The organism is Marimonas lutisalis, assembly GCF_005434965.1.
Lineage (GTDB): Bacteria > Pseudomonadota > Alphaproteobacteria > Rhodobacterales > Rhodobacteraceae > Marimonas_A > Marimonas_A lutisalis.
The window spans coordinates 459,818-475,673 of record NZ_SKCI01000003.1 but is presented as its reverse complement, the minus strand read 5'-3'; the positions used below and the strand labels follow the sequence as shown (position 1 = coordinate 475,673).

Below are 15,856 nucleotides of genomic sequence, written 5' to 3'. Positions count from 1 at the left end.
ATGGCACGGGTTCTGACCATCATCCTGAACTATCGCACCGCCGCGATGACGCTGGAGGCGGCCGAGGCCGCGCTGCGCGAGATGGAGGGGATCGAGGGCGAGCTGGTGATCGTCGACAATGACAGCGGTGACGGGTCGTTCGAAACCTTGCAGCAGGGCGTAGCACAGAAGGGCTGGGCCGAGACCGACAAGAAGGTGCGGGTGCTGCAATCGGGGCGCAATGGCGGGTTCGGCGCAGGGATGAATTTCGGCATCCGTGCGGGAATGAGTGACGGCACGACACCCGATTTCTACTATATCCTGAACTCCGACGCCTTTCCCGACGACGGCGCGATCCGCCACCTTCTGGACTATCTGGAGCGTCATCCCAAGGTCGGGTTCGCGGGCAGCTATATACATGGGCCGGAACAGGACACGCATGTCACTGCTTTCCGCTTTCCCGGGGTGCTGAGCGAGTTGGAAGGCGCGATCCGGTTCGGTCCGGTGACGCGGATGCTGGCCGATCACGTGGTGCCGCTGCCGGTGCCCGATCAGAGCGGCGCGGTCGACTGGCTGGCAGGCGCCAGCATGATGATGCGGGCCGGGGTGCTGGATGAGATCGGGCTCTTCGACGAGACGTTTTTCCTCTATTTCGAAGAAACCGACCTGTGCCGCCGCGCCGCGCTGGCGGGCTGGCCCACGCATTACGTGGTGGAAAGCCGGGTCACGCATATCGGTTCGGTCAGCACGGGCATGAAGGCCTGGGACCGGATTCCGGAATACTGGCTGAACAGCCGGTGGCACTACTTCGTGAAGAACCACGGGCGCGCCTATGCCGCGCTGGCGACGCTGGCGCATGTGGCGGGGGGCCTGTTCTATCGCCTGCGGTCGCTGCTGCAGCGGCGCGGGCTGGTCGATCCGCCGCATTTCCTGCGGCACCTGATCGCCCACGACCTGAAGGCACTTTTTGCCGCGCCGGGGGCACGCGGCGGCAAACCGGGCGGCAAGGCCGCCCTGCGGGAAGGAAAATCGTGATGTCTGCGCAAACCATGATCGTCATCGGCAACGAAAGCCTGGCCATCCAGTGCAGCGAAAAGCTGCTTGAGGCCGGTCACCGGCTGGCGGCGGTGGTGACACGCAACCCCGACATCGCGGGCTGGGCCGAGGGCCGCGGCCTACCGGTGATCGCGCCCGGCGCGGGGCTGGCCGAACGGCTGGCCGATCGGCCGCATGACTGGCTCTTGTCGATTGCCAATCTCGACATGCTGCCCGATGCGGTTCTGGCCCTGCCGAAACGCGGGGCAGTGAATTTCCACGATGGCCCGCTGCCCGCCTATGCCGGGCTGAACGCGCCGGTTTGGGCGCAGATGAACGGGGAGCGGAAGCACGGCATCACCTGGCACATGATCGAGGCCAAGGCCGACACCGGCGGGATCATCGAGCAGGTGATGTTCGACATCACCGAGGCCGATACCGCGCTGACGTTGAACACCAAGTGCTACGAGGCCGCCATCGGCTCGTTCGGGGCGGTGCTGGAGAAGCTGTCGCGCGCCGAGGTGCCGGTGACGGGGCAGGACCTGGGCCAGCGCAGCTATTTCGGCCGGCTGAAACGGCCCGAAGCAGCCGCAAGGATCGATTTCGCCAAACCCGCGGACGAGATCCTGCGCATGGTGCGCGCGCTGGATCACGGGCCTTACTGGAACCCGCTGAGCGCGCCCAAGATCGAGGCGGGCGGGCAGGTTCTGCTGGTCTCAGGCGCGCGCATCCCGCGCGAGCCCGCGCCGCAGGCGGTGCCGGGCACGGTGCTGGATGTGGACGACAGCGCCATTCGCGTGGCGACGGCGACGGTGCCGGTGGTCTTGCAGGGCGTAACGGCGATCTGCGGCGGCGACGTGGTGCTGCCCGCGCTGGTGGCCGAAGGCGATGTGCTGGCCTCGCCTGACGAAGAGACGCGCGCGCGGCTGGACAAGGCAATGGCCCAGGCGGCGCGCGGCGATGAACTTTGGCGCGCGCGCCTGCGTGCGCTGGCGCCGGCCGAGATCGCGGGCGGTGGCGCACAGGGCGCGGCGGGCCAGGTGCCGCTGGCCACCGGGCTGCAGGGCGACGCGGTTCTGACACTCGCGGCCGGTCTGGCCGCCGCGCTGGCCGAACATGGCGTGGCCGACCTGGCCTATGCCGCGCCCGGCGCGGAACCGGCCCCGGGCTATGCCAGCCGCTGGGTGCCGTTAAGGGCGGGCGACGAACTGGAAAAAGCACGCGAATTCCCGTGCTTCGCGCTGGATCTTCAGGCGCGTGACCGCGATATCGGCCTGATCCAAATGCCGCAGATCGGGCTGGCCGACAATGGTGGTCTGATCGACGGCACGGCCCTGACGATCACGCCCGAGGCGATCCACTATGATGGCCGCCGGGCCAGCGAGGCGCTGGCGCTGTTGTGGGCGAAGCGTCTGGAACACCTGGCCGGGATCGACGGCGCGGCCCATATGGCGCCCGCCGATCTGCCGGTACTACCCGAAGCCGAGCGCGAGCTGGTGCTGAACGGCTGGAACGCCACGGAAACCGCCTATGACCCCGCGCTTTGCATCCACCAGGCGTTCGAGGCGCAGGTGGCACGCACGCCCGCGGCGACCGCGCTGGTCTTCGAAGGCGAAAGCCTGAGCTATGCCGAGCTGAATGCGCGGGCCAACCGCGTGGCGCATGTGCTGCGGGATATGGGCGTGACACCCGGCACGTTGGTGGGGCTGGCGACCGAACGTTCCGCCCATCTGCTGGTGGGGGCGCTGGGTATCCTGAAGGCGGGGGGCGCCTATGTGCCGCTCGATCCGAATTACCCCGCCGATCGCATCAAGCTTTATGTCGAGGACAGCGGCGCCCCGGTGATCGTGACCACGCAGGCCATTGCCGGGCAACTGCCCGAGGGGCGCGCGGCGCGGCTGGTGCTGGATGCCGATCCGCGGCTGGCCAAGGCGCCCGAAGACAATGTTGCAAGCGGCGTGCGCGGCGAGGACCTGGCCTATCTGATCTATACCTCCGGCTCGACCGGCAAGCCCAAGGGCGTGATGGTCGAACATCGAAATGTGTCGAATTTCTTTACCGGCATGGACGGGCGTATCCCGCACGAGGATGGCAGCGTCTGGCTGGCCGTCACCTCGCTTTCCTTCGATATCTCGGTGCTCGAGCTCTTCTGGACGCTGGCGCGCGGGTTCAAGCTGGTCTTGTCGGGCGACGAAAACCGCACGCTGGTCAGCCAGGGCCGGATCGCGATGACCGGCAAGGGCATGGAGTTTGGGCTGTTCTACTGGGGCAATGATGACGGCCCGGGCAAGCAGAAATACCGGATGCTGCTGGAAGGCGCGAAATTCGCTGATGCCAACGGGTTTTCCGCGGTCTGGACGCCCGAGCGGCATTTCGCGGCCTTCGGCGGGCCCTATCCGAACCCGGCGGTGACCGGCGCCGCGGTGGCGGCGGTGACGCAGAATATTTCCGTGCGCTCAGGCTCTTGCGTGGCGCCGCTGCACCATCCGCTGCGCATCGCCGAGGACTGGGCGGTGATCGACAATCTGACCGAGGGGCGCGCGGGGCTGGGCATCGCCAGCGGCTGGCAGCCCGATGATTTCGTCCTGCGCCCGGAAAACGCGCCGCCCAACAACAAGACGGCGATGTTCGACACGATCGAAAAGCTGCGCGCGCTCTGGCGCGGCGAGACGGTGGAATTTCCCAACGGCAGTGGCAAGGACTGCGCGGTGCTGACCCAGCCGCGCCCGGTGTCGAAGGAACTGCCGATCTGGCTGACCATCGCGGGCAATCCGCAGACCTGGAAAGAGGCGGGCGAGATCGGGGCCAACGTGCTGACCCACCTGCTGGGCCAGTCGATCGACGAGGTGGGCGAGAAGATCGGGATCTACCACCAGGCGCTGCGCGACAACGGGCATGACCCCGAGGATTTCAACGTCACGCTGATGCTGCACACCTATGTGGACGAGACGCGCGAAAAGGCGCGCGACATCGCCCGCGGACCGATGAAGGATTACCTGGGTGCGGCGGCGGTGCTGATCAAGCAATATGCCTGGACCTTCCCGGCCTTCAAACGGCCCAAGGGCGTGGACAACCCGTTCGAGCTGGACCTCGACACGCTGACCGAGGAGGACCTGGAGGGGATCCTCGAGTTCGCCTTCCTGCGCTATTTCGAGGATTCCGGCCTGTTCGGCACGGTCGAGGATTGCCTGGATCGGGTCGAACAACTCAAACGGATCGGGGTGACCGAGATCGGCTGCCTGATCGATTATGGCATCGAGCCGGACCTGGTGCTTGAAAGCCTGCCGCGCCTGGCCGAGGTGCACCGGCGCGCGAACCTGGCAGAGGGCATGGCCGAGGATGATTTCTCTATCGCGGCGCAGATCGTGCGCCACGGCGTCAGCCACCTGCAATGCACCCCCAGCCTGGCCCGGATGATCGCGATGAACGAGGAATCGCGCATGGCGCTGGGCCGGGTGAAACACCTGATGATCGGGGGCGAGGCGCTGCCGGGCAACCTGGTGGAAGATTTCAGCCGGGTCACCGATGCCAGAATCGAGAACATGTATGGCCCGACCGAAACGACGATCTGGTCGACCACGGAAACCGCCGGGCCGGGCGAAGGAGTGGTCAATATCGGCACGCCGATCGCCAACACGCAGGTCTATGTTCTGGACGCGGACATGCAGCCTGTGCCGGTGGGCGTGCCCGGCGAGCTGTTTATCGGCGGTGCCGGCGTGACGCGCGGATACTGGCAGCGCGCGGCGCTGACGGCAGAGCGGTTCGTCGAGAACCCCTATCATGGGGGCCGGATGTATCGCACCGGCGACCTGGTGCGCTGGCGCGCCGATGGCAAGCTGGATTTCCTGGGCCGGGCCGACCACCAGGTGAAGCTGCGCGGCTATCGGATCGAGCTGGGCGAGATCGAAACCCGCCTGCACGAACAGCCCGGCATCCGTCAGGCTGTGGTGATGGCGCGCGAAGACACGCCCGGCGATGTGCGGCTGGTGGCCTACCTGCTGTCGGACCGTGCGCCCGATGAGGCCGCGCTGAAGGCGACGCTGGGCCGCGACCTGCCCGACTTCATGGTGCCTAGCCATTTCGTGCGGCTGGAGGACTTTCCACTGACGCCGAACAAGAAGGTCGACCGCAAGGCGCTGCCGGCGCCGATGCAGGTGGCGCCGACGCGCGCGGCGGCGGCCCCAGTGGGGCAGACCGGCGACAGCATCGAGGCACAGATCGCTGCCGTTTGGGCCCATGTTCTGGGGGTTGACGGGATCGGCGCGCGCGACAGTTTCTTTGACCTGGGCGGGCATTCGCTGCTGGCGGTGCAGGCGCACCGCGAGATCCGCGAGCGCTGTGCGGTGCCGCGGCTGGCGATCACCGATATCTTCCGCTTCCCGACGCTGGAGGGGTTGGCCGCGCGGGTGCGCGAACTGGCCGGGGCCGGGGGCGCGGAGACGCGCCCGGCGGCCGCACCCGGACCGGACGCCGCAGCAGCGCAGGCGCCACGCGACGATACCATGTCGCGACGCCGTGAAATGCGCGCCAGGCGCCGGATGGCGAGGACCTGAACATGGCGCTTGATAGCGGAGTCCTAGACCAGCTCGAGGCCGCGCTTGGCGCGGTCCTGCCCGGCGAGGTTGCCGTCGCGGTCGAGGATCCGTCGGCGGGCGATGCCGGCCTTTTTGCCGCCGAGGCCGCCGCGGTGGCCCGCGCGGTGCCCAAACGCCGGGCCGAGTTTGCCGCCGGGCGGCGCGCCGCGCACCGGGCGATGGAGGCGCTGGGCCACCTGGCCGCGCCGGTGACGATGGAGGCCAACCGGGCGCCGGTCTGGCCGGACGGGCTGATCGGGTCGATTTCGCATTGCAATGGCGGCTGTGCCGCCCTGGTGGCGCGGGGGGCGGATCTGCGCGCCGTGGCCATCGACCTGGAAGACAATACCAACCTGCCGCGCGAGGTGTTGCCGATGGTCTGTCTGCCGGCCGAACGGGCGTGGATCGACCGTCTCGCCCCGGAGCGCCGGATGTGGGCGGCGCGGCTGATATTTTCCGCCAAGGAATGCGCCTACAAACTGCAGTTCCCGATTACCAGAAAAATGTTGGATTTCGCGGATTTGCAGGTGGATATCGACCTTCCCGGCCGGCGATTCCGGGCCCGTTTCCTGGATCACCAGGCGCCGTTTTGCGCCGGAGAGACGCTGGACGGGCAGATCGACTGGCACGGCACGATCATCCATAGCGTGATGATCCTGCGGTAATACTTTCATAAAAAACAATAAAATGAGTTTTCCACAGGCGATTTCTCTGTCGCCTGGGCGGAAACGCAGTGTTTCTGGCTAATTTGTGAAAACCATGGCGAAAATGGGGCAGATCGCCTAAGTTAGGACACATATCCGCCGAGGCAGAGCTGGCTGCCCGTGCGAACCTGATACGCACGCGGGTATCGAACTTTTCAGCCAAATTCCTGCGGGGGCAGGGAATTTCGCCAAGGTTACGGAGTTTGGACGATGAGCCAGATTCAGTCGGTTGGAGATTTCCTGAACATGGTGCGCCGGCGCGCCATGCTGATCATCGCTGTGGTGATGCTGGGCAGCGCCTTTTCCGTCTGGTGGACGCTGAACCAGCCGCGCGTTTACGAGGCGACCGCGGTGGCGCAGATCGAAACGCCCACGATCAATGATCCGGCCGCCAGCCCGACCGGGGGAACCACCATCGACCACCGCCTGCGTCTGCTGGAACAGCAACTGATGGCGCGCGACAACCTGATCGGCCTGATTGACGGCTTCCGCCTGTTCAGTGAAACCGACCTGTCGCTGAGCCTGAAGGTGGCGCAGCTGCGCGAATCCGTGAGAATCACCCAGATCACCGATCCGACCGCGGCTTTCGGTGCGCAGCGCGTGCCCACGGGCATGATGATTTCCGTCACCCATCCCAATCCTGAAACCGCGGCGGCGGTTGCCAATGAATTCCTGTCGCAGCTGGTCAGCCTGAACCGTGAGCGGCGCTCGAGCGTGGCGCTGCAGAACCTCGAGTTCTACCAGTCCGAAGCGCAGCGGGTCGAAGCCGAGATGGCGGCGCTGGAAGCGCGGCTCGCGGCGTTCAAGGAACAGAACTCGGCCTACCTGCCGGCGGGCATCACGGCGCAGCGCGATGAAATGGGCACGCTGCGCAGCACGCTTCTGGATATCGAGCAACAGCTGATCGAGCTGGAGGCGACGCGCACGCGCCAGCGCGCCGAGGTGATCGAGCGTCAGGGCGCCCTGCTGGAAGAGCAGCGCGCCCTGATCAACACGCGGATCGCCGAGATCGAGGATGCGATTGCCAGTGCGCCGGAAATTGATCGTCAGTTCGGCGTTCTGACGCGGCAGTTGGAACAGCTGCAGGATGAATACAGCGTCATCACCCGCCGCGCGACCGAGGCCGAGATGGGCCAGGTGCTGGAAAGCCAGCAGCAGTTCGAGCGGATCGAGGTGCTGGAAAGCGCGCTGGTTCCCGAGAACCCTGTTTCAGGCAGCCGCAAGAAAAAGGCCGCGATGGGCGCGGCCTTGAGCGGTGTCCTGGGTCTCGGCCTGGCGTTCCTGCTGGAAATGATGAACCCGGTCATTCGCACCCGGGCGCAGCTGGAGCGCGAACTGAACGTGAAGGCCGTCGTTGCCATCCCCAACCTGACGACGCCTCAGAAACGCCGCCGCCGGTGGTTGATCACCATCGCGGTCCTGGTGGCGCTGGTGGCACTGGCCTCGGCCGGGTGGCAGTTGATCCGGGATTTCGCCGGGGCATTGTTGCAGGGGGTAGCGCGCAGGGCCACCGGGGCCTGACCGGGCGCCGTGGCGCCCCAGCCTAGTAGCCGTAGGTGTAGCCGCGCGAATCCTCGCCCTCGGCCTGGTTCAGGACCACGCCCAGGAGTGGTACGTCATCTCCCAGCCGACGCATGACCTCGCGCACCTCCTCGGCCCGGGTCAATCCACCGCCGACGACCATCAGCACCCCGTCGAACTGCCCCTTGAAGGCGATGACGTCGTCGAAGGCCAGGGCCGGGGGCAGGTCGTAAAGCACGATGTCGGGGTCAAGCTCGTCCATCATCCGTTCCAGCACGCTGGCTGTCATCGGGTCCTGCAACAGCTCGGCTGCATAAGGTTCGACCCGGTCATTCATGGCGACGGCGAGGTTCGAACCGATATTGAGGGCGTTGCGGCCGAGGCGCTTGAAATGGTCTGTGACCGGAACGCTGCCCTGCAGGAAATCACCCATGCTGCCCACGTCGGACGCGCCCAGCACATTGGCCAGCGACGGGTTGCGCATGTCCATGTCCATCAGCATCGTGCGGTTGTTTTCATAGCGCGACAGCGAAATGGCCAGGTTTGTCGCGGTGAAGGTCTTGCCGCAATCGCGCGTGGGCGAGGTGATGGCCACGCGGCGCCAGTTATTCTCGAGAAGGGTCTGCACCAGCCGGGTGCGCAACACGTCGAAAGCGCCGTGCGCGGGATCATGGCGGCTGGCGGTGATGATCAGGTTGCGTTCCAGGTGGCGCGCATCCACCGGGATCGAAGCCAGCCTGTCCCAGCCGTGGCCCGGCATCGGGGTGTCCTCGTCAAAGGGCGAGGGCATGTCCTCGGCAACGGCTTGAGGTTCCGGTGCGGGTTCAGCTTCGGCAATCGACTGGGGCTCATGCTCCGGTGCTGCGGGTGTCTCGATCTCGGCCGGGGTTTCCGGCTCGGCAGCGGGTTCCGCCATCTCGCGAGACATGTCCAAGCCGGATTCCGCCGGGAAAACGTCGCCGATAGCGTCCGGCGCGGTGGGATGGGCCGGGGCGTGGCGCGGCTCTTCAGCATAGTCGAAGGCGGGTTCTGCCTCTTCATCGTCCAGAAGCGAGTCCGCCTCGTCATCGAAGGCGTCCGTCGTCCACAGCGCGTCGGGGCTCTCCGGCACAAGGGCCGCGTTTTCGGCTTCGATCTCTGCCGCGGCTTCTTCGTCGGCGGTGACGTGGGGCACGCCGACCAGTTGGCGCAAGTGTGTAACGGTCTCGTCGATGCTGGAGGCCTCGGCGATTTCGGCGATCAGGCGGTCTCGTTCGGCCGGGTCCAGACGGCGGCGCGACTTGCGCGTCAGGGGTTGGTTGTCAGACATGGCCGCCCCCCGAACCGGAGAGCGCCCGCCGACCGACCTGCATCGCTCTGCTGTTGCCGTTCACGTCTTTGTCCTGCCTTGCTCCGACACAGGCCCTACATAGGGGCGCGCCGGGGTTCTTGCCCGTATTTTGTCCCCTTGAAGCAGAAAAATGGGGCCAAAATAGGACGATTGTCCATTATTTCGCATCAGAACCCCATCAGGTTGGCGCGGGTAATCGCCGCGTCGATGAACCGCGCGCGGTCGGTTTCGGGCTGCCAGCCCAGCACGGTCTTGGGGCGGGCATTCTCGAAGGGCGAGAAATGCGCGCGGCTTTTCCAGTCTTTGAGCGACGGGCGCGACAGGCCCTTGCGGCGCAGGACGCGAGTTTTGAGGAAGAATTTCACCGCGTCGGCCGCGAAAAAGGCCCAGAGCGGCCCGGGCGAAACGCGGATGCGTGCCCCGAGCGCATCATGGATCGCATCGAAGTAGCCGCGGGCCGAGAGCATTGGTTCGCCCACCAGGTTGAAGCTCTGGCCGGCGGCCTCTTCGACCTCGATCATGCGCACCAGGCCATCGGCGCAGTCCCCGATCAGAACGAAAGGCAGGATGTTGCGGCCATGGCCCCAGATCTTCACCGCCCCCGCGCCGTGCCAGCGGCCAATGCCCCAGTGCTGCAGGGGGCCGCCTTCGCCCACCACGATGCCGGGCCGGGCGACGACGATCTCGATCCCGTCGCCGTTCATCTCCATCAGCCGGCGTTCGCATTCCGCCTTGGAGCGGGCATAGATGTTGCGTTCTTCCAGATCGCCGAAATCGGTATCTTCGGTGATGGTCTGACCCGGATCCGACATGTCGTAGGAGGCGATGGTGCCGGTATAGACGAGCCGTTCCACGCCCGCATCGCGCGCGGCCCGGGCGATGCGCAGGCTCACGCCGACATCGTTCTCCAGCGCGGCCTCCCAGGTTTTGTCCATTGATTTCGCAAGGTTGTAGACGTGCTTGATGCCGGTCATGGCCTCGCGCAGGGCATCTTCGTCGTAGAGCGAGGCGCCCACGGTTTCGACGTGGTTGGCGATGTCGTCGAACGGGCCGGTGCGCCCGCGCGACAGCACCCGCACATCATGGCCGCGCGCCACCAATGCGCGTGTCAGCGCCCGGCCAATGAAGCCGGTGCCGCCGATCACCATCACGTCGGGTTTGGGCGTTCCCTTGGGTTTTTTCAACGGCGGATCGGGCCGCAGATGAGCGAGCGTGGCGTCGATCCCCTCCATCACCTGCACCACGCTTTCGCCGGAAAACCGTGCATCCACCGGCCGGTTTTCGGCGATCGCGCCATAAACCGCCGCGCACAGCCCCCGAAACGATTGACCATAGGGCGATTTCTGGTTGAGCGAGGTGAGTTGCACCGCGGCGTTGCGCACCCCTTCGCGCAGATGCGCCCAGCCTTGCCCCAGTTCGGCGCGCAGCGGGTTCAGCACCAGGTCCGAGGTGTTGGGCGCGGCGATGGTCAGCGTGTCGTTGGCATAATCCAGCCGCGCCATCCCCGAAGAGCCGCGCAGCACCACCGAGCGGTCATCATGCGTTTCCACCAGGCTGAGTGTAATCAGCACGTCGACATCGCCGGCGAGCGCCGTGACGCGCCAGGATTGCGGCCTCGTGCCGCCGCCGGGCAGGGCGATTTCCTTGGCGGTTTCCAGGTGCAGGATTTCCGCCGGGCCGAAGAGATCGGTCATGAAGGCGTAAAGATGCGGCCCGAGCTCCAGCAGGAGGTTGCGGCTCTCGCGCATCAGCCAGATGCCATAGGGCCCGGCGCGCAAGGGGCCCAGCGGGAAGGCCCAGGTGATCTCGGCGGTCGAAACCCGGCCCAGCCGGCCCCGGGCCAGCGCGGTTTTCAGCCGCTGGTAGGCGGGAATGCCCAGGAAATTGTGCCCGGCGGCGAAGGTGACGCCGCGCGCCTGCGCGGCCTCGGCCATCTCGCGGGTTTCGGCAGCACTCATAGCGACGGGTTTTTCCACGACCACGTGCAGACCGGCCGCGATGCATTGCAGGGCCAGCGCGTGGTGCAGGTTGGGCGGCGTCAGGATATGCACCGCATCCACTACGTCGGCGGCCAGCATGTCCCCGAGATCGGTAAAGGCCTGAAGGCCATAGGCAGCGGCAAAACCTTCGGCGGCGCTGGCCGAGGCATCGCAGACGGCGGTGAGCGCCGCGCCCTTGGTGGCGCGCAGGGCGTCGGCGTGCCAGCTTGCGATATAGCCCGCGCCGATGATGCCAACCCGTGTCTTTGCCATTGTCAGATCCTTACTTGTACTCGATGATTTCCATGTCCCAGCCGCGCCGCTTGCGCTTCCAGTAGCGCATCGTGCCAACCAGGTTCGGGAACTTGGACAGGAACAGAAGCACCGAATGGTGGAGCGAATTCTTCAGCGGCAGGCCGGTTCTGCGCAGGCCCCTGACGGTTCGGACATAGGACAGCGCGTAAAGTCCCAGCACGACGAGCAGCAGGGGCAGCGACATCACGGCGCCGACGATGAAGAGAAACGGCAGCACCGCGCCGTAGAGCCAAACGCGGCGGCGTTCCTTGATGAAGTGGGTGGGATGGAGATCGCCCACCTGGGCAAAGCCGTGGCCCGAGCGGATCGCGCGCTGCCACCATTGGCCGAAGGAGAACATCGCCGCGTCGTGATGGGTCATTGGGATGGGCAGGCGGTGCACGCGAAAACCCGCCTTGCGCACCCGCACGCACAGCTCGTCATCCTCGGCCGCGATGACCTTGGGATTGAAGCCGCCGAGGCGAGCAAAGAGGTCGCGCCGCACCATCATGTCGCCGCCGCAGGCCTCGATATCGCCGGCGGGGCGATGCCATTCATAGTCGCACATCTCGTTGTAAACACTGGCTTTCGGGTCGATCTCGGCGCGCCAGCCGGTGATGATGCCGATATCCGGCGTGTCGTCCAGCGCCTTGGCGGCATGGGTCAGCCAGCCGGGTTCCAGCGTGCAGTCGCCATCGACGAACTGCACGTAGTCGGGGGGCTCGGCATCCGCCGTCAGCGCGGCAAAGCCCGCGTTGCGCGCCCGCGCCGCCGTAAAGGGCTCGGTGGTGTCGAGCTCGACCACCTCGGCGCCCGCCTTGCGGGCCTCTTCGACCGAGCCATCGGTCGAGCCCGAGTCGACATAGACGAGGCGCGCGGCCTCGCCCTGCATCGAGGCAAGGCAGTTGATCAGCCGCTGGCCTTCGTTGCGCCCGATCACGACGGCGCCGATGGTCGAGGGGGTGCGCGTCATGACAGGGGCTCCGGTCGCTTGGGCGGGCGAGGCGCGCCAGGGGTGGAATAGGCGGCAAAAAGCGCGGCAAGGCGGGCCGCCTCGATCCGGCTGTCGAAATCGTGGCGCACGGTTTCGCGGCCCTCGGCGCCCATCGCCTCGGCGGTTTCCGGGTCATCCAGCACGGCCTCGATCGCGTGGGCCAGCGCCAGTTCATCGCCCGGCGGGCAGAGATAGCCGTTGACGCCATGTTCGACCAGTTCGGGAATGCCGGCGATCTGGGTGGTGACGACCGGCACGCCGGCGGCCAGCGCCTCCATCAGCACCACGGGCAGGCCTTCGGCGAAACTGGGCAGCACCAGCAGATCGGTCTCGGCCAGCATCGCGGCCACCTCGGATTGCGAGCGGTAGCCCATGAAATCGACCTGTTGGTCGATCCCCTTGTCGCGCGCCATCCGTTCCAGCGCCGCGCGATCCGGGCCATCGCCGATGATGGCAAGGCTGAGGGTTTCGTGACGCAGATGTTCCAGCGCCTCGAAGAGCACCGGCAGGCCCTTGACCGCCGCCAGCCGCCCGACGAACAGCACCTGGTGCCCGCGTGCGCGGGGGGCGGGCGCATAGCGTGCAGGATCGACGCCGCAATGCACGATATGCAGCTTATCCCATTGATCTGTATCCGAAAATGCCATTGCTTGGCTGCGGCAGAATTCGGAAATACACGACACGAAAACTGCCCGGCGGATCTTTTCGTCCAACCGCCAGTGGATCGGCTCGAAAAAGATGTCGGGCCCGTGCAGGGTGAAGGAATAGGGAATGCCCGAGATCTCGGAGGCGAGCATGGCGACGGTGCAGCTCGACTTGGCGATATGATTGTGCAAATGGGTCACGCCTTCGCGCGCCATGTGACGGGCCAGCACCCCGCCCTCGGCGAAATAGATCATATGGTAGAGCCATGCGCGCAGCCCGCCTGGCGCGGTGCGCCCGGCCAGCGCCAGTGCGCGCAGCCAGCGCCCGGGCCGCCGCGCGATCCAGCCCAGATGCGCACCCGCCAGGCGTAGCGGGTTTTTCGCGGCTTCCAGCACGTGAAAGGTGCGCGCGGCTTCCTGGCGCTGCTCTTCGCCGACGTGATGTTCCGGGCCGGTGCGGCGGATCGAGCAGGTCTCGACCATTACGCCGGCCTCGCGCAGGCCCGCCACCTCGCGCTGGATGAAGGTATCGGTGGCGCGGGGGTATTCGCCGGTCAGATAGGCGATCTTCATGCTCATGCCGGCCCCCTCAGCGCATGGCGCATCGCGTTTTCGAAGGGTTGCGCCGAGTGCCATTTCAATTCGGCCCGGGCGCGGGCGTTGGAATATGTGGCGGGCCGCATGCGCGCGCGCAGCGGCCCCGGGCGCAGAAGGCCGGGCATGCGGCGCGCCAGACCGGGAAAGCGGGTGAAAAGCCCGGCCAACCGGTCGAAGAGCCGCCAGCCCACCGGCACGATCAGGCCCGGCGCGGTGCGGCCCAGGGCCAGAAGAAAGCGTTCGCGGTCGGGCAGATCGTCATCGACCAGGTTCACCGCCCGCATGCCACGCACCGGTGGCGGCGTTTCGGCCGCGCGCACCAGCGCCTCGGCGCAACCGGCAACCGAGATCAGCGGAATCTGCCCCTCGCGCCCCAGCCGCAGCAGGACGGGGCCGATTTTCGGGCCCAGATGAGCGTTCCACACGCGACCCGGCCCATAGACCGCCCCGGGCCGCGCGATCCAGCCCGAGAGGCCCGAGCCGCGCACCGCCGCCTCCTGCGCCAGTTTGGCGCGGGTGTAGGCGTCTCGGCCTTCGGGAAATTCCTCAAGCGGGGTGTTTTCGTCGATCGTGGCCATCTCGGGCAGGGCGTCGGGCGCGTAAACGGCGATCGAGCTGACCAGCACCAGCCGCGGCTGGGGCTTTGCCGCCTTGAGTGCACGCACCAGCGCGCGGGTGGGGGCCACGGTATCGCGCTGCATCGCCGCGTCATCGCCGCCCATCGCGGCGGCGCAGTGGATCACCGCATCCACGCCCCGCAGCGCGTTGTCCAACGCGCCGGCGTCGTCGGCCAGGTCGAAGGCGATGCATTCCAACCCGTCGATGCCGCCAAAGTCCGAACAGTTCCGGCGCACCAGCGCGCGTACGCCGTGGCCGCGCGCCAGCGCGGTTTCGACCACCTCGCGCCCGATGAAGCCGCCCGCGCCGGTGACAAGGATCGTCAGCGCGCCCATGGCATCGGCTCCGGCTTGTCGCAGCGGGTTTCGATCTCGACCGCGCCTTGCGTGCCTGCATTCTGGATCGCCAGCGTGACCTCGGTCAGGTGCAGCGCGAAATCCCCGGCAAGGCGGCTTGGGCGGCCGGCGGCGATCGCCGCGCACATCTCGGCCGGGCCAAGGGCGAAGTTCATCGCTGCCGCGCCACGGCGTTTCACCTTGGGGTGGGTGGGGCCCGTGGGCCTGATCCGGCGGCCGATGGGATGTTCCAGCAACCGGCGGCGCAGGCGCAGGCGGCGGTGGAATTTCACAGCCGCCGCGTTGTTCCACGCCTCGTTCACGGCCAGTACGCCCGCGTCACCGATCACCCGGATGCGGTGATCATGCGGCGCGGCGATGGAGCAGGTCAGCCGCGCGGGCGGGCCATCCTCGAAAAACAGCGTCGCGACCGAGAAATCGGGCGCGCCGCCTGTCACGCCCAGCTTGTCGGGCAGCAGTTCGGCACTGGCGGCAATCACCCGGTGGACGGGACCGAACATGTTGATCAGCCAGCTGAGGTAATAGCCTGCATGTTCCAGCGTGCAGCCGGTGCGAAACTCGTCCTCAAAGGGCCAGGGCGCGCCGCTCTCGCTGATCCAGTCCTGCACCGGGGCCTGCGGGATGAACCCGTCGTCAAGTTCGGCATAGACCAGCCGGGGCGTGCCCGCGACACCCTCGCGCACGGCGCGGGCCAGCATCTGCGCCGCCTCGCCCAGCACAGAGGACGGCGCCGAGGCCAGTTGCAGCCCCGCCGCGCCGGCCTGCGCTGCAAGCGTTTTTGCCTGTTCCAGCGACAGCGCCATCGGCTTTTCGCAGAACACGTGATGCCCGGCAGACAGGGCGGCGGCGTTGATATCGTAATGAGAGCCCGGGTTGGTGAGGTTCAGCACCAGCCCATCGGCGGGCAGATTGTCGAACGCCTGTTCCAGCGTGTCGAAGGCCGCGATGCCCCAATGCCGGGTAAAGGCGGCGAGCCGCGCGGCATCGCGGTCATGGGCGCCGACGATGCGCAGGCCGGGAAAACGGGCCAGCCCCGCCATGTAGAGATCGGCCACGAAACCGCACCCTATGAGCACGACCGAACTCATCGCACGCCCCCGGGGGCATGCGGGATGGTCCGGCACGGGGGCCGGGCGGGACAGCGGGGCGCAGATGGCATGCCGGGTTGCCTCTTGGCTCTTGTCATCTCAGTCGCGCGCCTTCAGAGCATGGAAAGGTGTCAATACTGGGG

General features: G+C 66.9%; 10 protein-coding genes. 4 read left to right on the top strand and 6 right to left on the bottom strand.

The window, feature by feature from the left end; genetic code table 11:
• From E0501_RS15430 to E0501_RS15415, 4 genes are all read left to right on the top strand, one after another.
• A complete protein-coding gene (locus tag E0501_RS15430) occupies window positions 1-1,014 on the top strand; it encodes a glycosyltransferase family 2 protein (protein WP_137702265.1) in 1,014 nt (337 codons plus the stop codon).
• Complete coding sequence (locus E0501_RS15425; RefSeq protein WP_137702264.1) at window positions 1,014-5,567, top strand: MupA/Atu3671 family FMN-dependent luciferase-like monooxygenase; 4,554 nt, start codon at window positions 1,014-1,016, stop codon at window positions 5,565-5,567. Before E0501_RS15430 ends, E0501_RS15425 begins: the two co-directional genes overlap by 1 nt.
• A gap of 2 nt (window positions 5,568-5,569) precedes the next feature.
• Window positions 5,570-6,253 (top strand): 4'-phosphopantetheinyl transferase family protein, encoded by a 684-nt coding sequence (locus E0501_RS15420; protein ID WP_137702263.1) that lies wholly within the window; start codon window positions 5,570-5,572, stop codon window positions 6,251-6,253.
• A 249-nt stretch (window positions 6,254-6,502) separates the two neighbouring features.
• Entirely contained in the window at window positions 6,503-7,813 is a 1,311-nt protein-coding gene (locus E0501_RS15415; protein WP_137702262.1) for a GumC family protein, read from the top strand.
• A gap of 22 nt (window positions 7,814-7,835) precedes the next feature.
• Here E0501_RS15415 and E0501_RS15410 read toward each other — a convergent pair whose 3' ends face one another.
• The 6 genes from E0501_RS15410 to E0501_RS15385 form a co-directional block, all read right to left on the bottom strand.
• Window positions 7,836-9,122, bottom strand: coding sequence for a nucleotide-binding protein (locus E0501_RS15410; protein WP_235857874.1), 1,287 nt, complete (start codon window positions 9,120-9,122; stop codon window positions 7,836-7,838).
• 188 nt (window positions 9,123-9,310) lie between these two features.
• Window positions 9,311-11,395, bottom strand: coding sequence for an NAD-dependent epimerase/dehydratase family protein (locus E0501_RS15405; RefSeq protein WP_137702261.1), 2,085 nt, complete (start codon window positions 11,393-11,395; stop codon window positions 9,311-9,313).
• A gap of 10 nt (window positions 11,396-11,405) precedes the next feature.
• On the bottom strand, window positions 11,406-12,389 hold the full coding sequence (locus E0501_RS15400; protein ID WP_137702260.1) for a glycosyltransferase: 984 nt from the start codon (window positions 12,387-12,389) through the stop codon (window positions 11,406-11,408).
• The gene (locus E0501_RS15395) at window positions 12,386-13,633 is read right to left on the bottom strand and encodes a glycosyltransferase (protein WP_137702259.1); all 1,248 of its coding nucleotides are present in this window, start codon (window positions 13,631-13,633) and stop codon (window positions 12,386-12,388) included. The genes E0501_RS15400 and E0501_RS15395 overlap by 4 nt, the downstream gene beginning before the upstream one ends.
• Window positions 13,630-14,604 (bottom strand): NAD-dependent epimerase/dehydratase family protein, encoded by a 975-nt coding sequence (locus tag E0501_RS15390; RefSeq protein WP_137702258.1) that lies wholly within the window; start codon window positions 14,602-14,604, stop codon window positions 13,630-13,632. The genes E0501_RS15395 and E0501_RS15390 overlap by 4 nt, the downstream gene beginning before the upstream one ends.
• Window positions 14,592-15,713: a Gfo/Idh/MocA family protein gene (locus E0501_RS15385; RefSeq protein WP_137702257.1), complete on the bottom strand. Its 1,122-nt coding sequence runs from the start codon at window positions 15,711-15,713 to the stop codon at window positions 14,592-14,594. Before E0501_RS15385 ends, E0501_RS15390 begins: the two co-directional genes overlap by 13 nt.
• Window positions 15,714-15,856: the final 143 nt, after the last annotated feature.

Excerpts from the sequence above, each read along its gene's own strand:
- E0501_RS15430 (WP_137702265.1), top strand. The coding sequence starts at position 1 with ATGGCACGGGTTCTGACCATCATCCTGAACTATCGCACCGCCGCGATG.
- E0501_RS15425 (WP_137702264.1), top strand. The coding sequence starts at position 1,014 with ATGTCTGCGCAAACCATGATCGTCATCGGCAACGAAAGCCTGGCCATC.
- E0501_RS15420 (WP_137702263.1), top strand. The coding sequence starts at position 5,570 with ATGGCGCTTGATAGCGGAGTCCTAGACCAGCTCGAGGCCGCGCTTGGC.
- E0501_RS15415 (WP_137702262.1), top strand. The coding sequence starts at position 6,503 with ATGAGCCAGATTCAGTCGGTTGGAGATTTCCTGAACATGGTGCGCCGG.
- E0501_RS15410 (WP_235857874.1), bottom strand. The coding sequence starts at position 9,122 with ATGTCTGACAACCAACCCCTGACGCGCAAGTCGCGCCGCCGTCTGGAC.
- E0501_RS15405 (WP_137702261.1), bottom strand. The coding sequence starts at position 11,395 with ATGGCAAAGACACGGGTTGGCATCATCGGCGCGGGCTATATCGCAAGC.
- E0501_RS15400 (WP_137702260.1), bottom strand. The coding sequence starts at position 12,389 with ATGACGCGCACCCCCTCGACCATCGGCGCCGTCGTGATCGGGCGCAAC.
- E0501_RS15395 (WP_137702259.1), bottom strand. The coding sequence starts at position 13,633 with ATGAGCATGAAGATCGCCTATCTGACCGGCGAATACCCCCGCGCCACC.
- E0501_RS15390 (WP_137702258.1), bottom strand. The coding sequence starts at position 14,604 with ATGGGCGCGCTGACGATCCTTGTCACCGGCGCGGGCGGCTTCATCGGG.
- E0501_RS15385 (WP_137702257.1), bottom strand. The coding sequence starts at position 15,713 with ATGAGTTCGGTCGTGCTCATAGGGTGCGGTTTCGTGGCCGATCTCTAC.